Annotated in this window: 19 protein-coding genes; 11 read left to right on the top strand and 8 right to left on the bottom strand. The window is 65.0% G+C overall.

Annotation, left to right across the window (positions count from 1 at the left end; translation table 11 throughout):
- Window positions 1-24: 24 nt before the first annotated feature.
- Both HG262_RS19290 and HG262_RS19285 read right to left on the bottom strand, forming a co-directional pair.
- Window positions 25-798 carry a FadR/GntR family transcriptional regulator gene (locus tag HG262_RS19290; protein ID WP_348984404.1) on the bottom strand — a complete coding sequence of 258 codons (774 nt, stop codon included), beginning with the start codon at window positions 796-798 and terminating at the stop codon, window positions 25-27.
- A gap of 103 nt (window positions 799-901) precedes the next feature.
- Window positions 902-1,831: a dihydrodipicolinate synthase family protein gene (locus tag HG262_RS19285; RefSeq protein ID WP_169272550.1), complete on the bottom strand. Its 930-nt coding sequence runs from the start codon at window positions 1,829-1,831 to the stop codon at window positions 902-904.
- Between the two features lie 221 nt (window positions 1,832-2,052).
- On the opposite strand from HG262_RS19285, the gene HG262_RS19280 reads away from it, so the two are divergent.
- The 3 genes from HG262_RS19280 to HG262_RS19270 all read left to right on the top strand — a co-directional run bounded on the left by HG262_RS19280 (window position 2,053) and on the right by HG262_RS19270 (window position 5,170).
- A complete protein-coding gene (locus HG262_RS19280; RefSeq protein WP_169272549.1) occupies window positions 2,053-3,054 on the top strand; it encodes a tripartite tricarboxylate transporter substrate binding protein in 1,002 nt (333 codons plus the stop codon).
- Window positions 3,055-3,128: 74 nt separating this feature from the next.
- Window positions 3,129-4,097 carry a tripartite tricarboxylate transporter substrate binding protein gene (locus HG262_RS19275; RefSeq protein ID WP_169272548.1) on the top strand — a complete coding sequence of 323 codons (969 nt, stop codon included), beginning with the start codon at window positions 3,129-3,131 and terminating at the stop codon, window positions 4,095-4,097.
- Window positions 4,098-4,213: 116 nt separating this feature from the next.
- Window positions 4,214-5,170, top strand: coding sequence for a 2-hydroxyacid dehydrogenase (locus HG262_RS19270; RefSeq protein ID WP_169272547.1), 957 nt, complete (start codon window positions 4,214-4,216; stop codon window positions 5,168-5,170).
- Window positions 5,171-5,341: 171 nt separating this feature from the next.
- Here the strand turns inward: HG262_RS19270 and HG262_RS19265 are convergent, their stop codons facing one another.
- The 3 genes from HG262_RS19265 to radA form a co-directional block, all read right to left on the bottom strand.
- The gene (locus tag HG262_RS19265) at window positions 5,342-5,581 is read right to left on the bottom strand and encodes a hypothetical protein (RefSeq protein WP_169272546.1); all 240 of its coding nucleotides are present in this window, start codon (window positions 5,579-5,581) and stop codon (window positions 5,342-5,344) included.
- Between the two features lie 167 nt (window positions 5,582-5,748).
- Complete coding sequence (locus tag HG262_RS19260; RefSeq protein WP_169272545.1) at window positions 5,749-6,528, bottom strand: sulfite exporter TauE/SafE family protein; 780 nt, start codon at window positions 6,526-6,528, stop codon at window positions 5,749-5,751.
- A 93-nt stretch (window positions 6,529-6,621) separates the two neighbouring features.
- Window positions 6,622-7,983 (bottom strand): DNA repair protein RadA, encoded by a 1,362-nt coding sequence (gene radA / locus HG262_RS19255; protein ID WP_169272544.1) that lies wholly within the window; start codon window positions 7,981-7,983, stop codon window positions 6,622-6,624.
- A gap of 427 nt (window positions 7,984-8,410) precedes the next feature.
- Between radA and HG262_RS19250 the strand changes: the two genes are divergently transcribed.
- A complete protein-coding gene (locus tag HG262_RS19250) occupies window positions 8,411-9,049 on the top strand; it encodes a hypothetical protein (RefSeq protein WP_169272543.1) in 639 nt (212 codons plus the stop codon).
- A gap of 119 nt (window positions 9,050-9,168) precedes the next feature.
- Window positions 9,169-9,633, top strand: coding sequence for a homoprotocatechuate degradation operon regulator HpaR (gene hpaR, locus HG262_RS19245; protein ID WP_169272542.1), 465 nt, complete (start codon window positions 9,169-9,171; stop codon window positions 9,631-9,633).
- A gap of 1 nt (window position 9,634) precedes the next feature.
- Here the strand turns inward: hpaR and hpaD are convergent, their stop codons facing one another.
- Together hpaD and hpaE are read right to left on the bottom strand one after the other, a co-directional pair.
- The gene (hpaD, locus tag HG262_RS19240) at window positions 9,635-10,486 is read right to left on the bottom strand and encodes a 3,4-dihydroxyphenylacetate 2,3-dioxygenase (RefSeq protein ID WP_169272541.1); all 852 of its coding nucleotides are present in this window, start codon (window positions 10,484-10,486) and stop codon (window positions 9,635-9,637) included.
- A gap of 26 nt (window positions 10,487-10,512) precedes the next feature.
- On the bottom strand, window positions 10,513-11,979 hold the full coding sequence (gene hpaE / locus HG262_RS19235) for a 5-carboxymethyl-2-hydroxymuconate semialdehyde dehydrogenase (RefSeq protein ID WP_169272540.1): 1,467 nt from the start codon (window positions 11,977-11,979) through the stop codon (window positions 10,513-10,515).
- Window positions 11,980-12,182: 203 nt separating this feature from the next.
- Between hpaE and HG262_RS19230 the strand changes: the two genes are divergently transcribed.
- The 4 genes from HG262_RS19230 to hpaI are packed head-to-tail and all read left to right on the top strand — an operon-like array spanning window position 12,183 to window position 15,632.
- Window positions 12,183-13,235 carry a fumarylacetoacetate hydrolase family protein gene (locus HG262_RS19230; protein ID WP_169272539.1) on the top strand — a complete coding sequence of 351 codons (1,053 nt, stop codon included), beginning with the start codon at window positions 12,183-12,185 and terminating at the stop codon, window positions 13,233-13,235.
- Window positions 13,236-13,245: 10 nt separating this feature from the next.
- Entirely contained in the window at window positions 13,246-13,995 is a 750-nt protein-coding gene (locus HG262_RS19225) for a fumarylacetoacetate hydrolase family protein (protein WP_169272538.1), read from the top strand.
- A gap of 17 nt (window positions 13,996-14,012) precedes the next feature.
- On the top strand, window positions 14,013-14,816 hold the full coding sequence (hpaH, locus tag HG262_RS19220; RefSeq protein WP_169272537.1) for a 2-oxo-hept-4-ene-1,7-dioate hydratase: 804 nt from the start codon (window positions 14,013-14,015) through the stop codon (window positions 14,814-14,816).
- Window positions 14,817-14,831: 15 nt separating this feature from the next.
- On the top strand, window positions 14,832-15,632 hold the full coding sequence (hpaI, locus tag HG262_RS19215; protein ID WP_169272536.1) for a 4-hydroxy-2-oxoheptanedioate aldolase: 801 nt from the start codon (window positions 14,832-14,834) through the stop codon (window positions 15,630-15,632).
- 32 nt (window positions 15,633-15,664) lie between these two features.
- Here the strand turns inward: hpaI and HG262_RS19210 are convergent, their stop codons facing one another.
- Window positions 15,665-16,300 (bottom strand): response regulator transcription factor, encoded by a 636-nt coding sequence (locus HG262_RS19210; RefSeq protein ID WP_169272535.1) that lies wholly within the window; start codon window positions 16,298-16,300, stop codon window positions 15,665-15,667.
- A 377-nt stretch (window positions 16,301-16,677) separates the two neighbouring features.
- Here HG262_RS19210 and HG262_RS19205 point away from each other — a divergent pair, with 377 nt between their 5' ends.
- A complete protein-coding gene (locus HG262_RS19205) occupies window positions 16,678-17,238 on the top strand; it encodes a fimbrial protein (RefSeq protein ID WP_169272534.1) in 561 nt (186 codons plus the stop codon).
- A 131-nt stretch (window positions 17,239-17,369) separates the two neighbouring features.
- Window positions 17,370-19,814 (top strand): outer membrane usher protein, encoded by a 2,445-nt coding sequence (locus HG262_RS19200; RefSeq protein WP_169272533.1) that lies wholly within the window; start codon window positions 17,370-17,372, stop codon window positions 19,812-19,814.
- The last annotated feature ends 62 nt before the right edge of the window (window positions 19,815-19,876 follow it).

The following is a 19,876-nucleotide window of genomic DNA, read 5'->3' as shown; positions in this document are numbered from 1 at the left end:
CGTTGTCTCCGTCGCGTGTTGATGTCAGTCGCGCTCGCGGTCCACCAGCCGATGGCGCGCCTGCCCCAAATGGAACTGCATGGCGACGCGTGCGCGCTCGCTGTCCTGTTCGCGGATGGCGTCCAGGATGGTCGCGTGCTCGTCCACGACGCGTTGGGCGCGCTGCCGAGAACCGGTGCGCGTCAGGCTCAAGGTCAGCCGCATGAAACCGTTGATGGATTCATGGATGCTTTCCAGCACCCCCAGATAGAAGTCGTTGCCGCTGGCTTCGGCGATGCTGGCGTGGAACGCCAGGTCGGCCTCGGGCGACACCTGGCCGTGCGTCAGGCTGTCGGCGAATGCCGCGTGCGCATCGGCGATCTTCTTCAGTTGTTCGTCCGTGCGGCGCAGCGCGGCCAGCCGGGCCGCGTCGCCTTCCAGCGCCACCCGCACCTCTTGCGCACGCAGGTAGGCGCTGACGTTCTGCACGTCGTTGAAGGTCTTCAGGCGCGGCGCGGGCTGATGGCTGACGAACGTGCCAAGACCCTGATGCGCGGTGATCAGGCCATCCGCGCGCAGGCGCAGCAAAGCCTCGCGCACGACGGGCCGCGATACGCCGAAACGTTCCGAGATCTCGTTTTCAGAGGGCAGCTTGTCGCCGACGTTCAATCCGCCGGACACGATCTGTTCGAAAATCTGCCCGTAGACCTGATCCGCCAGCCGCACCCGGTGCCCGCGTTCGAGCGGGGGCGAACCCGGCGCCTCGGACTCGGCAGCCGCCTGGGGTTCGGATGAAGTTGATGCTTTGGATCGGGCCACGAAACCTCCTGGATGCTTAGGCCTGTTCACCATTCCGGGAACAGCGCCCATCGTACCGCCAACAGGCGGTCCGACGGGAGGCTCGCGGCCGCCGCGTTCACGGTCAGGCCGCCACGGCTTCCTTGTCCCACTCGGCCAACGCGCGCGCGACAGGCGCCACGCGTTCGCGCTCCGCGCTGGAAATACCGGTCAACAGCGGCAGCATCGGGCCCATGTCAGCCACGCCGGACAACGTCACGGCGTCGTGCAGCACGCGGATCGGGCTGATGCCGTCGCGGCAGTCTTCCAAGCCCAGGTAATGCTCGCGCACCGCTTCGGCTTCGTCGTAGCGGCCTTCGCGCAGCAGATGCAGCAAGCGCATCGACCCGCGCGGCGCCACGCATACCGAACCCGACGTGAAGCTCTTCAGCCCGAAGTCGCGGTAGTGGACGATGGCCGGACGTTCGCCGATGCCGCTGACGATCCAGCGCGCATCCACCGCTTGCAACAGGGACGACAGGTACGGATCCTTCGCCGGGTTGTCACGCACGACCGCGTACTTGAAAGCGACGATGCGGCCTTCCTCGATCAAGCGCGCGGCCGTGCCCGGCGCCAGATAGTCCGCCGACTTGATGTAGACCACGGCGGACTTGCCCAACGCGTCGGTGAAGCGCCGCACCCCATCCGCCAGTCCGGCGTCCGTGTACGGGAACGACATCGGCAGCAGCATCGCCGTGGGAAAGGGGCGCGACCGCAGGATCGCCGCCTGGTCCATCATCTTGCCGTAGTCGGGCCCGACCGACGGCAGGATCCACGTGTCCGACCCCGCCAGGCCCGCAAGCATGTCCACGATGCGCGCGTATTCGCTGACGGCCACGTTGTAGAAGTTGGCGTTGCCGCCGTACATCACATTGCGCACGCCGCCAGCTTCCAGATGGCCCAGCAACGCCTTGTTGGCGGCTTCGTTCAAGGAAAGGTCGTCATGGCGGGCCAACGGCGGCACGGCAATGACCGAACGCTGCAAGTCCTGGGCGGATACCGGGGAAGTTTTCATGGACGGGGCTCCTGGCTGATCCAGTTGTCAGATGAGTAAGGTGAAAAAAGTATACTTGGTTGACAACCATAAGCTCAATACCTATATTTGTTTTACAAGTAAGACGGCAGCAAAACGCAGGGTGCCGCGCGTGCCTTGCGGCTTGCCGCTCCGGGCAACGCCTGGGGCGGAATTCCCCACAAACGATGCGCGGCCACGCGCACACCAAGGAGACACGTTCCATGCAAGCAGCCCCCCTGCGCAGCCGGCTACTCACTGCCGCCATGCTGACGGCCACCGCCTTCCTGCTGCCCGCCGCCCCCACGCTAGCCGACTATCCGGAACGCGATGTGAAGATCATCGTGCCCTTCCCCGCGGGCGGCACGGCGGACATCGCCGCGCGCGTCGTGGCGGCCGAATTGGGCAAGAGCTGGAACAAATCCGTGGTGGTGGACAACAAGGCGGGCGCAGGCGGCAACGTCGGCTCGGCGGAAGCGGCACGCGCGCCCGCCGACGGCTACACGTTGTTGATGGGCACCGTCAGCACGCACGCGATCAATCAGTCCGTCTACGCCAAGCTGCCCTACGACCCGGTCAAGGACTTCGTGCCCGTCACGCTCGTCATCCCGGTACCGAACATTCTTGAACTGAACCCGAAGTTCGCCGACAAGCACGGCATCCGCACGGTGGCGGACCTGATCAAATACCTGAAGGCCCATCCTGACAGCGTCAACATGGCGTCCACCGGCAACGGCACCTCCACCCACCTGTCGGGCGAACTGTTCCAGAGCATGACGGGCACCCGCATGACGCACGTGCCGTACAAGGGCAGCAGCCCCGCCCTGACCGACGTGATGGGCGGTTCCGCTGATCTGATCTTCGACAACCTGCCCTCGTCCATGGGCTACATCAAGGGCGGCAAGCTGCGTCCCCTGGCGGTCACTACAGCCGCGCGCTCGCCCGCGCTGCCGGATGTGCCGACGCTAGCCGAGGCCGGCGTGAAAGGGTACGAGGCTTCCAGCTGGTTCGGGTTGCTGGCGCCCGCGGGCACGCCGCCCGCCATCGTCGACAAGATCCAGCGCGACGTGGCGGCCGCGTTGCAGCAGGAACCCGTTCGCGCGCAATTGCAGGCCCAGGGCGCGACGCCCTCGGGCAACACGCCGGCGCAATTCAAACAGTTCATGGCGCAAGAGACCGTGAAGTGGGCGGAAGTCGTGAAAACATCCGGCGCCAAGGTCGACTGACCTGGCGCAGATCCAGGCCCGCGCGCAACGCGTGAGCGGCGGGCTTCCCATCATCACGCGAACCAGGAGACAACATGAATAAACTGATCTGCGCCATCGCGGCAGGCGCCGCCCTGCTTGGCGGGCCGGCGGCCCAGGCCGCCGGCTACCCCGAAAAACCCGTCACCATGATCGTGCCGTTCGTGCCGGGCGGCTCCTCCGACATCACCGCGCGTTCGGTCACGCCCGCGCTGTCGAAGTTGCTGGGCCAGACTTTCGTGGTCGAGAACAAGCCGGGCGCCAACAGCGCCATCGGCGCGCAAGCCTTGGCCCGCAGCACGCCCGACGGCTACACCATGATGGTGGGTTCGATCGGCACCTTCGCCATCAACGAGGCGCTCTACAAGAACCTGTCGTACAACCCCAGCAAGGATTTCGAATACCTGACGCAGGCCGTGCGCAATCCCAACGTGCTGGTCGCCGCCACGTCCTTTCCCGCCGGCACCGTCGCCGAATTGGTCGACTATGCGAAGAAGCATCCCGGCAGCGTCTCGTACGCCTCATCGGGCACGGGCTCGTCCGACCACCTGTCCGCCGTGCTGTTCCGCCAGCGCACGGACAGCACGGGCGTGGACGTGCCCTACAAGGGCGGCGGTGCCGCCATCGCGGACCTGATCGGCGGGCAAGTCAATGTGTCGTTCCAGAACCTGGGCGCGGTGCAGAACCACATCAAGGCGGGCAAGCTGAAGGCCCTGGCCATCACGGGCGATGCGCGCACGCCCGAGCTGCCCAACGTACCCACCCTGGGCGAGGCCGGCATCAAGGACATGGTGGTGTATTCCTGGCAGGGCTTCGCCGTGCCCAAGGGCACCCCGCCCGCGGTCGTGCAGCAATTGTCCAAGGCCCTGCAGACCGCGCTGCGCGACCCAAAGACCGAGCAGACGCTGCAAGGCCTGGGCTTTGAAGTCGTGGCCAACACGCCGCAGCAGTTCACCGCATTCCAGCAGGGCGAGGTCAAGCGCTGGAAGGACGTCATACAGAAGGCCAACATCCAGCTGGAATAAGCGCCGGCGGACCGCCCGGGAATCACGCAAAGGGGGTGCCTGCGGGCATCCCCTCAGCGGATTTCAAGGCTGAATCAAGTAGCATGACCGTTTTCGCCACCCACTCGTATGACAACATGACCACTAAGCATCGCATCATCCAGGTCGGCTCGCTGGCCGGCTCCCCCTCCGCCAACAAGAACCTCGCCGACCGGTACGACGTTGTCGAGCTGTGGAAATTCCCCGACCGCCAGGCCGCGCTGGCAGAGCACGGCAAGGGCATCACGGCGGTCGTCACATCGGCCAACTTCGGCGCCAACGCCGAACTCATCAACGCCCTGCCCGACCTGAAGGCGATCTGCAGCTGGGGCGTGGGCTACGAGACCATCGACGTGGATGCGGCCCGCCAGCGCGGCGTGCAGGTCAGCAATACCCCGGACGTGCTGACGGACTGCGTGGCGGATCTGGCCTGGGGTCTCTTGATCGCGGGCGCGCGCCGCATGGGCCAGGGCGAACGGTTCGTGCGCGCCGGCCAGTGGGGCCAGGTGCACGGCAGCATCCCGCTGGGCCAGCGCGTCAGCGGCAAGAAGCTGGGCATCGTGGGCCTGGGCCGGATCGGCGAAGCGATCGCCAAACGCGGCATCGGATTCGACATGGACGTGCGTTATCACAACCGCCGCAAGCGCGACGATATCGCCTACGGCTACGAGGCCTCGTTGGTCGATCTGGCCAAATGGGCGGACTTCCTGATCGTGGCCACCGTAGGCGGCCCCAGCACCCGCCACCTGGTGAACCAGCCGGTTCTTGAAGCGCTGGGCCCCAAGGGCATCATCGTCAACATCGCGCGCGGCCCGGTCATCGACGAGACCGCGCTGGTGGCCGCCCTGGAATCCGGCAAACTGGGGTGCGCCGCGCTGGACGTGTTCGAACATGAACCCAAAGTGCCGCAAGCCCTGACCACGAGCGACAACGCCGTCGTCCTGCCGCACATCGGCAGCGCCACGTTCGAGACGCGCCTGGCCATGGAGAACCTGATGCTGGAGAACCTCCAGGCCTACTTCGACACCGGCCGCGTGATCACGCCGGTGGAATGAGCCCCCTGGCGCGACGGTGACGTGGCGCCGTGGCGGCAACATGCCGCAGACGCGCCGCCCAAACGAAAAAGCCTCTCGGTGCCCATACCGAGAGGCTTTCGACTTTCCGGTCTCGCGGAGCCGGCAGTCTTCCTGCAAAGGAACTACTTTTCGGGCTTTACAGCCCCTTGCCTACTTCGCCGGCGTCGAGGCGCCGGAATGGTCCATCTTCGAGGCGGTGCCCGACTTGGCGGCCGCCGGCTTGGCGGACGTCTTGTCAGACTTGTGGTGCTTGTGCTGCGCCTGGGTCTTGGTATCGCCCCCCTTGGCCGAGGCATCGGCGCCCGCTGCGAACGCCGAAGGCGCAGCAGCAAGACCGAGGCACAAGGCCGAGGTGGACAAGAACGCAGCGATACGGGAGTGAGTCGTCATTTCATGAACTCCTGAATGCAAAAGGCCGAAGCCTCTTTCGACACGGGGCGGCAACATCGCCGCTTACCCCGTACTCCGTTTGAAGGAGGTGCATCCGGAAGGTTCAACCCGGAACCACAAAATTTCGGACGCTAACGTTTGCTAATACGCGGCGGCCCGCAGCGCATTCACGCCTCGAACGCCAGCAGCGCCACGGTGGCGAACAGCATCGCCGCAAAGCAGATTCTCAGCTTGCGTTCAGGAAGCCGGTACGCCAGCTTCACGCCGACCGGCACGAACAGCAGGCTACCGATGGCCAGCGGCAGGCCCACTATCCAATCCGCCTGCCCTGCCCAAGCGTAGGTGATCAGCGCGATGGTCGACCCGGGAATCACCATGCTCAGCGCCAAGGCTTGCGCGGTGGTTTGGGGCAAGCGGAAGACCGACGTGATAATGGGCACGGCCAGCACCGCGCCACCGACACCGAAGAATCCGCCCAGCGTGCCGCACAGTATGCCCAGCACGCTCGCGCGACGCGGGGTGAAGACGGGCGCAGGGCCCTTGTCGGCCTGCGGACGTCGCGCTGCGGGACGCCTCGCGCGCCAGGTCTGCCAGACGTAAAACAAGGCGATGAAGAACAGGAACACGGCGAAGCTCTGGCGCAGCACGCTGGAATCAATGCCCAGCGCCAGCCGCGCCCCCACCCAGGTAAAGACCACGGCCCCCGCCGCGCCTGCGGCGGCCACGCGCTTGTCGATCCGCGTCTGCTGGTTGTACTTGCGCACCGCCATCGTGATGGCGGGCAGCACCATGATCAGCGCCGTGCCTTGAGCCAGCTGCTGCGACATTCCCATCAGCAGCACGAGCGCCGGGATGGCGATGAGCCCGCCTCCGATGCCCAGCGCGCCGCCCATGAAACCAATCAGGCCACCCGCGGCCAGGCACGCGGTAATAACAAACAGACTCACGTCTTGCTCCAGCAGACCCGGCCTTGTCCAGGATGGGCGATTCAAAATGGAATGTTCAAGCAGCCCCCGCCCGGCTGACGCCGGACCAGGGCGTCAACGCAATTTGTCCAGCGCGGCGTCCAGGCGGTCCACCGCCCAGATCTCCAGCCCTTCGATGGGCTGGCGCGGTGCGTTGGCCTTGGGGATGAGCGCGATGGAAAAACCCAGCTTGGCCGCTTCGCGCAAGCGCTCCTGCCCGCGCGGCGCTGGCCGGATTTCACCCGCCAGGCCGACCTCGCCGAAAGCGATCAGGCCGCGCGGCAGCGGTTTGTCGCGTAGCGATGACATGATGGCCAGCAGCACCGGCAAGTCCGCCGCCGGCTCCGTGATGCGTACCCCACCCACCGCGTTGACGAAGACGTCCTGGTCGAAGGTGGTGACGCCGGCGTGCCGGTGCAGCACTGCCAGCAGCATGGCCAACCGGTTGCCTTCCAGGCCGACCGTCAGGCGGCGCGGATTGGGGGCATGGGAACTGTCTACCAGCGCCTGGATCTCGACCAGCAACGGACGCGTGCCTTCTTGCGTGGCCATCACGCAGGAACCGGCCACCTGCTGCTCGTGCTGCGACAGGAACAACGCGGAAGGATTGGCCACGCCGCGCAGGCCCCTGTCGGTCATCGCGAAGACGCCCAGTTCGTTCACCGCGCCAAAGCGGTTCTTGAACGCACGCACCAGCCGGAACGACGAATGCGTATCGCCTTCGAAATACAGCACGGTGTCGACGATGTGCTCCAGCACGCGCGGGCCTGCCAATGCGCCGTCTTTCGTGACGTGGCCGATCATGACGATGGCGATGCCCGTCTGCTTGGCCAGACGCGTCAACTGCGCCGCGCATTCCCTCACCTGCGACACCGAGCCGGGCGCCGCGCTAAGTTCGCCGCTGTACAGGGTCTGGATCGAATCGATCACGGCGACGGTCGGCTTCTGCTCGGACACCGCAGCCTGAATGGCCTCCAGCCGGATCTCGGCCAGCAGGTTGACGTTGCCGGTCTGCAAGTCCAGCCGGCGAGCGCGCAATGCGACTTGCTCGGCGGATTCCTCCCCCGTGACATACAGCACGTTGGCGCTCTGGGACATCGAGGCCAGCGCCTGCAGCAGCAGCGTGGATTTGCCGATGCCCGGATCGCCGCCGATCAACACCACCGCGCCGGCCACCAGGCCGCCGCCCAGTACTCGGTCGAACTCGTCCAGCCCGGTGGGTTGGCGCGGCGTTTCGCGCGCTTCGATCTCAGACAGGCTGCGCACGGGGCTGGCCGATGCCAGTGGCGCGTAGCGGTGCGCCGCCGCCGCGGGCGACGACGATTCCACGGTTTCTTCCAGGGTGTTCCAGGCGTTGCAATGCGGGCATTTGCCCTGCCACTTCGGGGTGGTGCCGCCGCAGTCGGCGCACACGTATACGGTTCGGGATTTGGCCATGCGCGAAAGTGTACCGGCAACCCGTCTTTCCAGCGCACGACGCGCGCACCAAAGGCGCCCCCGCGCCTGATTGCACCGGACCGGCGCGCCAATCTGTCATTTCGCTTTCACTAACGGGGACAGTCCAAAGTTACATCATGCAAATAGAAGAAATTCCCTGCCGGATTTCTACAAATCGCGCATAATCAACGGGTGCAGCGCATTGTCGAACCGTCCGATCAGGACGGCATACCCGGTGCCGAACGCCCTTCACCACGGGCGCAGCAACGGGAATCGCGGCGCAATCGCCCTGCGGTCTTTGCCGAGGCCGCATAAACCGGAACACGACCCTAGCCACGACGAGACCGCCGGCCCACCGGCGCAGCGCCCAGCAAAGGTCAAACGCGGATACGTCCAGCCACCAGACGTATGCGCGAGGAGTACGCGCATGAGCATTACCTATCGCCCCCCTTTCGATGAAGACGATGACCGGGAGCTGCGCGCCCTGTACCGTAAGCCCAGACCCGGGACCAGTCCCGAACTTGACGCGGCGGTGCGCCGTACCTGGCACCCCGGCCACAGCTGGCATCCCGGCTGGGCTGCGGCAGCATGCGCCGCGATGGTGGCCGGGCTGTTCGCCTGGACCGACATGCGCGAAAGCGCCGACATGCAGGACGTGACCGCGCAACTGGTGGCTCCCCACGACGTCGGCACCAGCACCGACCGCTCGCTTGCGCCGGCCCCTGCCGCGCTGGCCGAAGCGCTGACGGGTAAACAGGCCCTGCCGCCCGCCACCCAGCGCGTCGTAGCGTCCCCGGCCGACACGGCCGCAAACCAACCCCAGGCTGCCCCCGCTGCCCCGGAAACTGCCGCCAGCGAAACGGCGCAGCAGGCCGAAGCCACGGCCACCGAAGTCGTGGCGTTCAGCGAACAGGACGTCGAGGCGCGCGTGGCCCATATCCGCGCGTTGGTCCAGGACGACCAGCAGGACGAAGCCATCCAGGCGTTGCGCGAACTGCAACAAGGCGCGCCGGACCTGACCCTGCCCGACGACCTGCAGGAACTGGCTCAGCAGAACCCGGCCTGACCCCCGCCCTGTCCCCGACCATCGGCCCCGTCCCACGCGGCGCCGATGGCGGTGTGGCGCGCAAGACGCACGCAAATATTTGGTCAGGAAATGGGAGGCTTCTTGCTAACATAGCCGCCATGAGTCCGAGCTTCCACCACCGCAATCTTCCCCACCTGCTGCTTTACGCGCGCGAAACCCTGATGGCGCATTTCCGCCCCATTCTGCATGCGGCGGGCGTCACTGAACAACAATGGCGCGTGTTGCGCACCTTGAGCGAAGTCGGCTCGATGGAACCTAACCAGATCGCCCGCAGCTGCCAGATCCTCAGCCCCAGCCTGACCCGTATGCTGGCCGGCATGGAAGAGCAAGGCCTGATCAAGCGCGTGCGCTCCAGCGCCGATCAGCGCCGCCAGGAAATATCCCTGACCCCCAAAAGCAACAAGCTGATCGACCGCATGCGCCCGCAGGTGGACGCGAAGTATCAAGAAATCGAAAGCAAGATCGGCAAGGAATTGCTGGAACGCCTGTACCGCGACGTCGACGCCATGGTCGACCTGATCAAGCGCGACGCGCCGGCATCGCGCGAATCCGGCGAGCCGTGACTCAAGCCGGCACCGGAAAGATCGCGTTGATCTGCCCGGTACCGGAACTGGTGAAGTAATCGGTGACGATCTCCACCGGCTTGTCATAGCCCTCCCAACCCAGCAATCCCAGCAGCATGGCTGTGTCGTGCATGCCGCCTTCGCCCACGCACAGCTCGGCGTACTCCGGAAGCATCGCGCAGAACGTCTTCCAGTCCCCTTGCCGCCACAGCTCGACCACGCGCAGATCCACCTGACGGAAGAACTCGCGGCTGATCTGGTGCATGGCGGCCTCCGGACTGCCGTTGTCGTTGAAGCGATGCGACAGCGAGCCGCTGGCCAGCACGGCGACGCGGCTGTCGCTGGCCTCGATGGCCTGGCGCAGCGCCGCCCCGAAACGGCGGCTGTCGTCCAGCGCATGCCACGCGCACCAGGCAGCCACCGACACGACATTGAAGCGGCCGTCGCCGTTCATGTAGCGCATCGGCACCAGCGTGCCGTATTCCAATTCCAGGCTATCGATCTCATGCGAACGCGTGCCCACGCCGGCCGCGTTGGCGCACTCGGCGATGCGCCGCCCCAGCTCGGGATTACCTTGGTAGGCGTAATCCATGTCCTTGATGAAATGCGGCAGCTCGTTGCTGGTGTAGCGCCCCTGGAAGCGTCGGTTGGCGTTCACGTGATAGCCGCCATTGACCAGCCAATGCACGTCCAGCACCACGATCGTGTCCACATCCAGATCGCGGCAACGCTCGCCGATGATGCGGTGCCCCTGGATGGCCGCCTCGCGGCAGCCTTGGTGCTTGCCGGGAAGTTCCGACAGGTACATCGACGGCACATGCGTCACCTTGGCCGCCAGTGCAAGCTTACCCATGATGGTTGTCTCCTGGTTCCTGGGGCTTATGCGCCCCATTTCGGGATGGGGTGGTGACCCAGCGACACGCACACGTTCTTGATTTCGGCGAACACCTCGTAGCTGTATTCGCCGCCCTCCCGCCCCGTACCCGACTCCTTCGTGCCGCCGAACGGCTGGCGCAGATCGCGCACGTTCTGGCTGTTGATGAACACCATGCCCGCTTCGATGCCGCGCGCCAAACGGTGCGCGCGGCCAATATCGCTCGTCCAGATGTAGGAGGCCAGCCCGTACTTCACGTCGTTCGCCAGCGCCAGGCCCTCGGCCTCGTCCTTGAACGGGATCAGGCAGGCGACCGGGCCGAAAATCTCTTCCTGCGCGCAACGCATGCGGTTGTCGACGTCGGCCAGCACGGTCGGGCGCACGAAATTGCCACCGGCCAGATGGGCGGGCAGACCCGCCGGCTTGCCCGCGCCGCCCGCCAGGATGCGGGCGCCCTCCTGCTCAGCCAGCTGGATATAGCCCGTCACCTTTTCCCAGTGCTGGCGCGTGATCATCGCGCCCACGTGGGTGGCCTCGTCGCCCGGATCCCCGACCACCAGCCGCTCGGCGCGCGCGGCGAACTTGCGCACGAAATCGTCGTAGATGCTTTGCTGGACGAAGATACGCGAACCGGCCGTGCACCGTTCCCCGTTCAGCGAAAAGATAGTGAACAACGCCGCGTCAAGCGCGCGTTCCACGTCCGCGTCGTCGAAAATCAGGACTGGCGACTTGCCGCCCAGCTCCATCGAGTATTTCTTGATGCCGCCCGCGCTGGCCAGGATCTTCTTGCCTGTCACCGTGCCGCCCGTGAAAGAAATGGCGCGCACGCCGGGATGGCGCACCAGCGCGTCGCCCGCCGTGGCGCCATAGCCCTGCACCACGTTCAGCACGCCCGCCGGAATGCCGGCCTCAAGCGCCAGCCTGCCCAACTGGTCGGCCGTCAACGGCGACAATTCCGACATCTTCAACACAGCGGTATTGCCCAGCGCCAGGCACGGCGCCGTCTTCCAGGTAGCAGTCATGAATGGCACGTTCCAGGGCGACACCAGCGCGCACACGCCGACCGGCTGGTATAGCGTGTAGTTCAGCATCTGGTCGTCCACCGGGTACGTATGGCCGTTCATCCGCGTGCAGACCTCGGCAAAGAAATTGAAGTTCTCGGAAGCGCGCGGGATCAGCTGCTTGCGGGTCTGCGAGATCGGCAAACCCGTATCCCGCGTTTCCAGGTCAGCCAACTGCGGTACGTTCTGGTCAATCAGTTCGCCCAATCGGCGCATCAGGCGGGCACGCTCCTTGGCGGGCGTATTGGCCCACTTGGGGAACGCATCGGTTGCCGCGGCCACTGCGGCGTCGATCTCGGCCTGGCCTCCCGCGGCGACCTCCTCGATAGCATCGCCGGTGGCCGGGTTATAGGTGACGAAGCGGTCCGCGCTATCGACCTGCTTGCCATTGATCCAGTGTTTGATGCTCACGTGCGCTCCTCGTGCCTGGCCGCGGCGCTGAATTCCGTCCGGCCCATTTAATTAACACGTTAACATTATGCGGGCGGCGACGCGCTGTCAACGGCGGGAAATCCCGATCCCGCCCCGTCTTCCCGATCCCTTTCATGCGTTGCCGCCTCCGGCCTTTTTCACTATGATAGTTAACATGATAACTATATGCCCGGCGAGACGACATGCCCCACATCTGGATTGAGTATTCCGGCAACCTGAAGCTGGATACGCGCGCGCTGATGCGCACCGTGCAGGATGCCGCCGTCGGCGACGGCACCCTGTTCCCGCTGGCCGGGGCCCGCACACGGGCCCTGCGCGTGGACGATTACCTGATTGTCGACGGCCACCCGGACAACGCCTTTGTCCACGTCGTACTGCGCATCGGGCACGGGCGCAGCGACGCGCAAAAGGCTGCGCTGGGTGAACGCGTGTTCCAGGCCCTGACGGCCGCGCTGGCGCCGCACATGGACGCGAATCCGTTGGGCATCTCGATGCAGATCGAAGAGGCCGACGCCGTGCTGAACTACAAGGTGAACAACTACCGCGACTATCTCGCCGCGCGCGCCGCCGACGCCGCCGCCGCACTGGCCGCCCCGCCTAGAACCGTGGTGGGCGCCGCGCTGAACACGCGCCAGTCCCTGGAGGCGCTGGACGGCGCGATGGACGCGCCGCCCTACAACGCCCCGCCCAAGGCGCCGGTGCTCTTTATCAAACCCGCCAACACCTATGCGCAGGACGGCGACGTCATCACGCTGCCGGCCGACGTGGACGAGGTGGAAGTGGCCGCCTGCCTGGGCGTGGTGTTCTCGCGCCGCGCCACCCGGGTCGGCGAGGCCGACGCGCTGGCGTACGTGGCGGGCTATCGCGTGGTAGCCGACATTTCCGTACCGCACGCCAGCTACTTCCGGCCCGCCCTGAAGCAGAAATGCCGCGACGGCTTCTGCCCCATCGGCCGTGAGCTGGCGCCGGCCGCCTCCGTCGCCGATCCCGACGCGCTGGAGATCGAAATCCACGTGGATGGCGCGCTGGCGCAGCGCGTCAGTACGGCCGACCTGGTCCGCCCGGTTGCGCAACTGATCGCCCATGTCACGCAGTTCATGAGTTTCGACGCTGGCGACATCCTGCTGGTCGGCGCGCCCCACAACGCGCCGCGCCTGCGCACCGGCCAGCGCTATGACATCCGAATCCCGCAGGTCGGCACGCTGAGCAACCGGCTGGCCGCCGCCACCGCCTGAGGACCGCGCCATGAAACACGCACGCATCGTTTACGAAGGCGCCATCCATGCGGCGACCGAGGCGGATCCGGGCCACGTCCGCCTGGCCGACGGCCGCGTCCTGTCCGAAGCCGCCGTCTCCTGGCTACCGCCCATCGAACCCCGCACGACGTTCACACTGGCCATCAACTATGCAGACCATGCCAAGGAGCTGGCGTTCAAAGCGCCGGACGAACCGCTGGGCTTTCTGAAAGCCGCCAACACCTTCGTCGGGCATCGTGCCCAGACCCTGCGCCCGGCCGACGTTGCCTTCATGCACTATGAATGCGAGCTGGCGGTGGTGATCGGCAAGACGGCCCGCCGGGTCAGGCGGGACCAGGCCTATGACTATGTGGCGGGTTATACGGTGGCCAACGATTACGCGCTGCGCGACTACCTGGAAAACTGGTATCGCCCCAACTTGCGCGTGAAAAGCCGCGACACCTGCACGCCGCTGGGCCCTTGGCTGGTGGACCGCGACGACGTGCCCGATCCCATGAACCTGAACCTGCGCACCACTGTCAACGGCATCGAGACCCAGCGCGGCAACACGCGCGACATGGTGTTCGACGTGCCCGCGCTGATCGAGTACTTCAGCGGCTTCATGACGCTGTCTCCCGGCGATCTGATCCTGACAGGCACGCCCGACGGCATCGTCAACGTCATGCCCGGCGACGAGGTCGTGACCGAAATCGAAGGCGTGGGACGACTCGTCAACACGCTAGCCCCCTTCCCCTCCTGATTCACCCTGGACACCCGATGCTAGACACCCGAACCGTGCGCGCCATCGCCGCGCGCCTGCATGACGCCGAACGCACCCGTACGCAGATCCGCCAGATCTCGCTGGAACATCCGGACATCGGCATTGCCGACGCCTACGCCATTCAGCGCGCGTGGATGGATATCAAACTGGCGGAGGGCCGCGTCAAGCGCGGCCACAAGATCGGGCTGACCTCCCGCGCCATGCAGCAGGCGTCCCAGATCGAGGAACCCGACTTCGGCATCCTGCTGGACGACATGTTTTTCGAGGATGGCGGCAATATCCCGGCCGACCGCTTCATCCTGCCGCGCCTGGAAGTCGAATTGGCCTTCGTGCTGGGCAAGCGCCTGCAGGGCCCCAACGTGACGCTGTTCCAGGTGTATGACGCCGTCGACTATGTGATCCCCGCGCTGGAGATCATCGACGCGCGCTCGCACGGCATCGATCCCGACACCAAGCGCCCGCGCAAGGTCTTCGACACCATCGCGGACAACGCCGCCAACGCGGGCGTGGTGATGGGCGGACGGCCCGTGAAGATCGGCGACATGGACCTGCGCTGGATCGGCGCCATCCTGTCACGCAACGCCGTCATCGAGGAAACCGGCGTAGCCGCCGGCGTCTTGAATCACCCCGCCAATGGCGTAGTATGGCTGGCTAACAAGCTGGCCGCCCATGACGTCGCGCTGGAGGCCGGAGAGATCATCCTGTCGGGGTCGTTCACCCGGCCGGTAGCCGCCCGGCCCGGCGACACATTCAGTGTCGATTACGGCGTGCTGGGTTCCGTCAACTGTCATTTCATCTAACACGGCATGCAGTCCATGGACATCCTCGCAAATACCTTCAAGCAAGCCTTGCGCGACCGTAAACCCCAGATCGGCCTGTGGGCCGGCCTGGCCAGCGCCTATACCTCGGAAATCGTCGCGGGCGCCGGCTTCGACTGGCTCCTGATCGACGGCGAACACGCCCCCAACACGTTGCAGACCACGCTGTCGCAACTGCAATCGGTAGCGGCCTATCCGGTGGCGCCCGTCGTGCGCCCGGCCTGGAACGATCCGGTGCAGATCAAGCAGATCCTGGATACGGGCGCACAGACCTTGCTTATTCCGATGATCCAATCCGCCGAGGAAGCCGCGGCGGCTGTGGCTGCGGTGCGCTACCCGCCCGCCGGCATCCGCGGCGTGGGCAGCGCGCTGGCGCGTTCATCGCGCTGGAACCGCATCCCCAACTATCTGGAACGCGCCAACGACCAGATGTGCGTGCTGGTGCAGATCGAAACACCCGCTGGCATCGAGGCGCTGGACGAGATCCTGGCGGTGGACGGCGTGGACGGGGCGTTCATCGGCCCGGCCGACCTGTCCGCCAGCATGGGCTATCTGGGCCAGCCGGAACACCCTGAGGTCCTGAAGACGATCGACGACGCCATCACCCGCATCGTGCGTTCCGGCAAAGCCGCCGGCATCCTGCACAGCGGCGTGGCGCAGGCCAAGCATTACCTGACGCTGGGCGCGACCTTCGTGGCCGTGGGCGTGGACGCCGTGCTCTTGGCTCGCGCGGCCGAAAAGCTGGCGGGGGAGTTCAAAGACGCAAAACCGGTGCAATCCGGCACCGGCCCGTACTAAGCCCGCTTGTCGACCCGGCGCCTGAGCCCGCCTCAGGCGCCTTCGCCATCTCCCAGAAGCGCATTGCGCTTCGCGAAATCGGCAAGCTCCAGCACCGACGTCATGCCCAGCTTTTGCTGCAAACGCGTCTTGTAGGTGCTGACCGTCTTGTTGCTCAGCAGCAGCAAATCCCCGATCTCCTTGTTCGACCGCCCCTGCGCAAGATATTGCAGCACAGTCATCTCGCGGTCCGACAAGCTCTTGATCATCGCCCCCTCGGACAGCTGCCCGTGCTCCGGCGCTACCGCCGTGGACGGGAACACGCTGTACCCCGCCATCACGGCCTTGATCGCGCTGACCAGTTTGTTCAGATCTTCGTCTTTGCAGACGAACCCCTTGGCGCCCGCCTGCATGCACCGATGGCAAAACGCTTCGGACGACAGCGAGGTAAGCACCAGGATATGGCTACGCGGATCGATGCCGCGCATCCGCCCGATCACGCTCAGGCCATCCAGCTTCGGAATGCCGATGTCCAGGATCACCACATCTGGCGACTGGTCCCGGAACATCTGTACGGCATCAATGCCGTTGCCGACCTCGCCCACTACCCGAAAGCCGTTCGTCTCCAACAGCATGCGCACGGCAAGGCGTAGCACCGGATGGTCGTCAACGATTAAGACTGTGTTCATGTGGGGATTGGCCTATCTCAAGAAGAAACCTCCGGCGATCGGTAATACCGAACGCGTCGCACGCAGCGGCGCACCTGAGGACGGGGAATTTTAGTGCAAAGAAGACGGCACGAGCCGCATGCCGGCCGCAAAAGGGGGGCGGATTATTTCAATGTTTGCGTCTCTACACATCACGCGACATGCCAGCGGCCCGCTTAGGAAATTTCCTACATAACCCTGCTACGCATCCTATTTCTCACGAACGTCCCAATTCCTACACTGCTTTCAGCTTCAACACGAGGTGGTTCCCAAACGCTCGCCGCCCTTTGTGGCTCCCCAGGGCAGCGAACGCGGAACATCCGGCTCGAAAGCTGCAACCACTATCCAAGGACATTGTGATGAAAAAAAATCAGTTGGCTCGCCTGATCGCATCGATTGCATTCGGCACGGCTTGCACCGCCGCCTTCGCCGCAGACACTCCCAGCGGCGAGGTCCGTTTCGAAGGATCGATCGTCGAAGCGCCTTGCTCGATCGCCAGCGACTCCGTCAATCAAACCATCCGGATGGACCAGATCGCCAGCGCCGAACTCAAGGGCGGCAAGAAGTCCACGCCCAAGTCGTTCAAGATCAACCTGCTTGGATGCGACCTGACAGACGTCAAGAACAGCGTCACCGCAACGTTCCAGACCGGCACGCCGTCCGCCGCCTATGAAGGTCTGGTCGCCATCCAGGGCGCGGCCCGGGGCGCCAGCCTGGGTATCGCTGACGGACGCGGCGAATTGATCAAGATGGGTCACGAGTCGTCCGCCACGAAGATCTCCACCACCACGCCCTCGCTGGAATTCCAGGCCTTCCTGCAAGGCGAGCAAGAAGATGACGGCCAGCAGGGCAAGCAGGACGTCAACCTCGTTCCGGGCGAATTCCACGCCGCGGTGAACTTCACCCTGGCCTACAAGTAACCCGCACGCAGCAGAACCTGGAGCTGTGCCGAAGGCCGGCTCCAGCCTCCGCTCGCACCATGCGGGCGGATTCGCAGGGGCGCGTCACGATACCCCCAGAGGCCAAAGAAGTGATTTATCGCAAGGGTTTGATGAGCACCGCCCTATGCCTGGCGGCCAGCCTCTCGCAGGCATCCAATGAAGTCCAGTTCAACATGGATGTGCTGGATCTGAAAGACCGGCAGAACATCGACCTTAGCCTGTTCTCCCGCGCGAACTACATCATGCCTGGCGCGTACAACCTGGCGCTGCATGTGAACCAGCAGCGGTTATCCGACACTCTCATCCATTTCATGGCCCCCCCCGACGATCCGCGCGGCAGTCTTGCGTGCCTGGCGCCCGAACACGTCGCCGAACTCGGCCTGCGCCAGGACGCGATCAACAAGCTGGCGTGGTGGAACGACGGCGCCTGTCTGGATACCAGCAGCATACCCGGCATGCAGGTCAACACCAGCCTGGGCAAGGCTGCGATCTACGTGATCGTGCCGCAAGCCGATCTGGAATACACCGCGCCTAACTGGGACCCACCCTCCAGATGGGACGACGGCATTGCGGGCGCCGTGCTGGACTACAACTTGAACGCGCAAACCACCCGGCGTTCCCGTGAAGGCGACCGCAGCTCCTATCTCAGCGGCAACGGCACGACAGGCATGAACATCGGAGCCTGGCGTCTGCGCGCGGATTGGCAGGCCCAGGCCGAACGCGGCTCCGGCCGGCCATCAAAGCAGCGGTTCGACTGGAGCCGCTTTTATGCCATGCGCGCCATTCCCGGGTGGAAATCCAGCCTGATCGTCGGGGAAGACTATCTGAACTCCAACCTGTTCGGGGGCTTTCGCTATACGGGCGCCAGCCTCGCCACCAATGACAGCATGCTGCCGCCGAACCTGCGCGGCTACGCGCCTGAAATCACGGGCGTGGCGCGCAGCAACGCGCGCGTGGTGGTACGGCAACAAGGACGTGTCCTGTACGAGACCCAGGTGCCTCCGGGGCCGTTCCGCATCCAGGACCTCAATGACGCCGTCAGCGGCAACCTGGATGTCAGCGTTGAAGAGCAAGATGGCAGCCATCAGAATTTCCGGGTCGCAACTGCCAGCATCCCTTACCTGTCGCGACCAGGAAGCCTGCGCTTCAATCTGGCGACGGGCAAGCCTTCCGAGTGGAACCACCGCTTGCAAGGCCCCGTGTTCGGAACTGGCGAATTTTCCTGGGGCGTAAGCAACGGCTGGTCGCTCTTTGGCGGTGCCCTCGGCGCGAAGGATTATGGCGCCGTCGCCCTTGGCGTGGGCCGCGACCTGCTGGCATTCGGCGCCGTGTCATTTGACGTCACGCAATCGCGCGCCGTGGTCGGCGGCGAACGCCGGGCACTGATGGGGAAGTCCTATCGGGTCAGTTACTCGAAGCGGTTCGACGAATACGACAGCCAGGTCACATTTGCGGGCTACCGGTTTTCGCAGAAGAACTTCACGAGCCTGAATGACGTGCTCAATGCCCGATACGAGGGCAACCCCATCAATCGCAGCAAAGAGATGTACACGATCTCGTTCAGCAAGCAATTCCGCGACCTGGGCACCAACGTGTATCTCAACTACAGCCATCAAAACTATTGGAATGGTCCCGTGAACAAGCGCTACAGCCTGTCTGCCTCGCGCTACTTCGACATTGGACGCTTGAAGAACCTGAGCGTGTCGGTGACGGGCTACAGCAATCAGGCCTATCACACGTCGGATAACGGCATGTACCTGTCGCTCAGCATTCCTTTCGGTGAAAAGGGTTCACTCAGCTATAGCGCGTCGTCAAACCGCAGCGGCTCCACGCATGACGTGGGCTACTACAGCAGGCTGAACGATCGCAGCAACTACATGATCAGCGCAGGCCATGGAAACGGTGGCAATACCGCGCAAGGCTACCTGTCATACGACGGATCCTGGGCTCGAGCCGTGGTCAGCGCCAGCCATCAGACAGGCGCGTACAGCTCGATGGGCTTGTCATTGGAGGGCGGCGCGACGGTGACCACACGCGGCGCCGCCCTGCACCGCAGCGTCTCGCCGGGCGGAACCCGCCTGATGGTCGACACCGACGGCGTTGGCGGCGTTCCCGTGCGTGGCAACGGCGTGGCCACTGAAACGAACGGGTTCGGCAAGGCCGTGATCACGGATGTCAACAGCTACTACCGCAACCAAGCCTCCATCGACCTGGACCACCTGCCCGACAACGTGGAAGCCTTGCGCTCGGTCACCCAGGCCACGCTGACGGAGGGCGCCATCGGTTACCGCAGCCTGGAGGTCATCTCCGGCGAAAAGGGGATGATCGCCTTGCGGCTATCCGACGGCACGCCTGCGCCCTTCGGCGTCAGCGTGAAAAACCGCCGCGGTCAGGAAGCCGGCATCGTCGGCGACGACGGGCAGGTCTACCTGAGCGGCATGCAGGCCGGCGAAGTCATGACCGTTGAGTGGAGCGGCAACAAGCCCTGCCTGTTCACCATTGCGACCGAAGCGGATTCTCCTGCCCTGCGTCAAGCCTACGAGTGCGGGTCCTAGGCGCGCCCTGCTCCCTGGCATGCACCCACCCCATCAACCCTCACAACAGGCCGTACCCTTCA

It is taken from the genome of Achromobacter sp. Bel (assembly GCF_012928505.1).
Lineage (GTDB): Bacteria > Pseudomonadota > Gammaproteobacteria > Burkholderiales > Burkholderiaceae_B > Achromobacter.
Note: the sequence above shows the minus strand (reverse complement) of the source record. Positions and strands in the feature narration are given on the sequence as shown.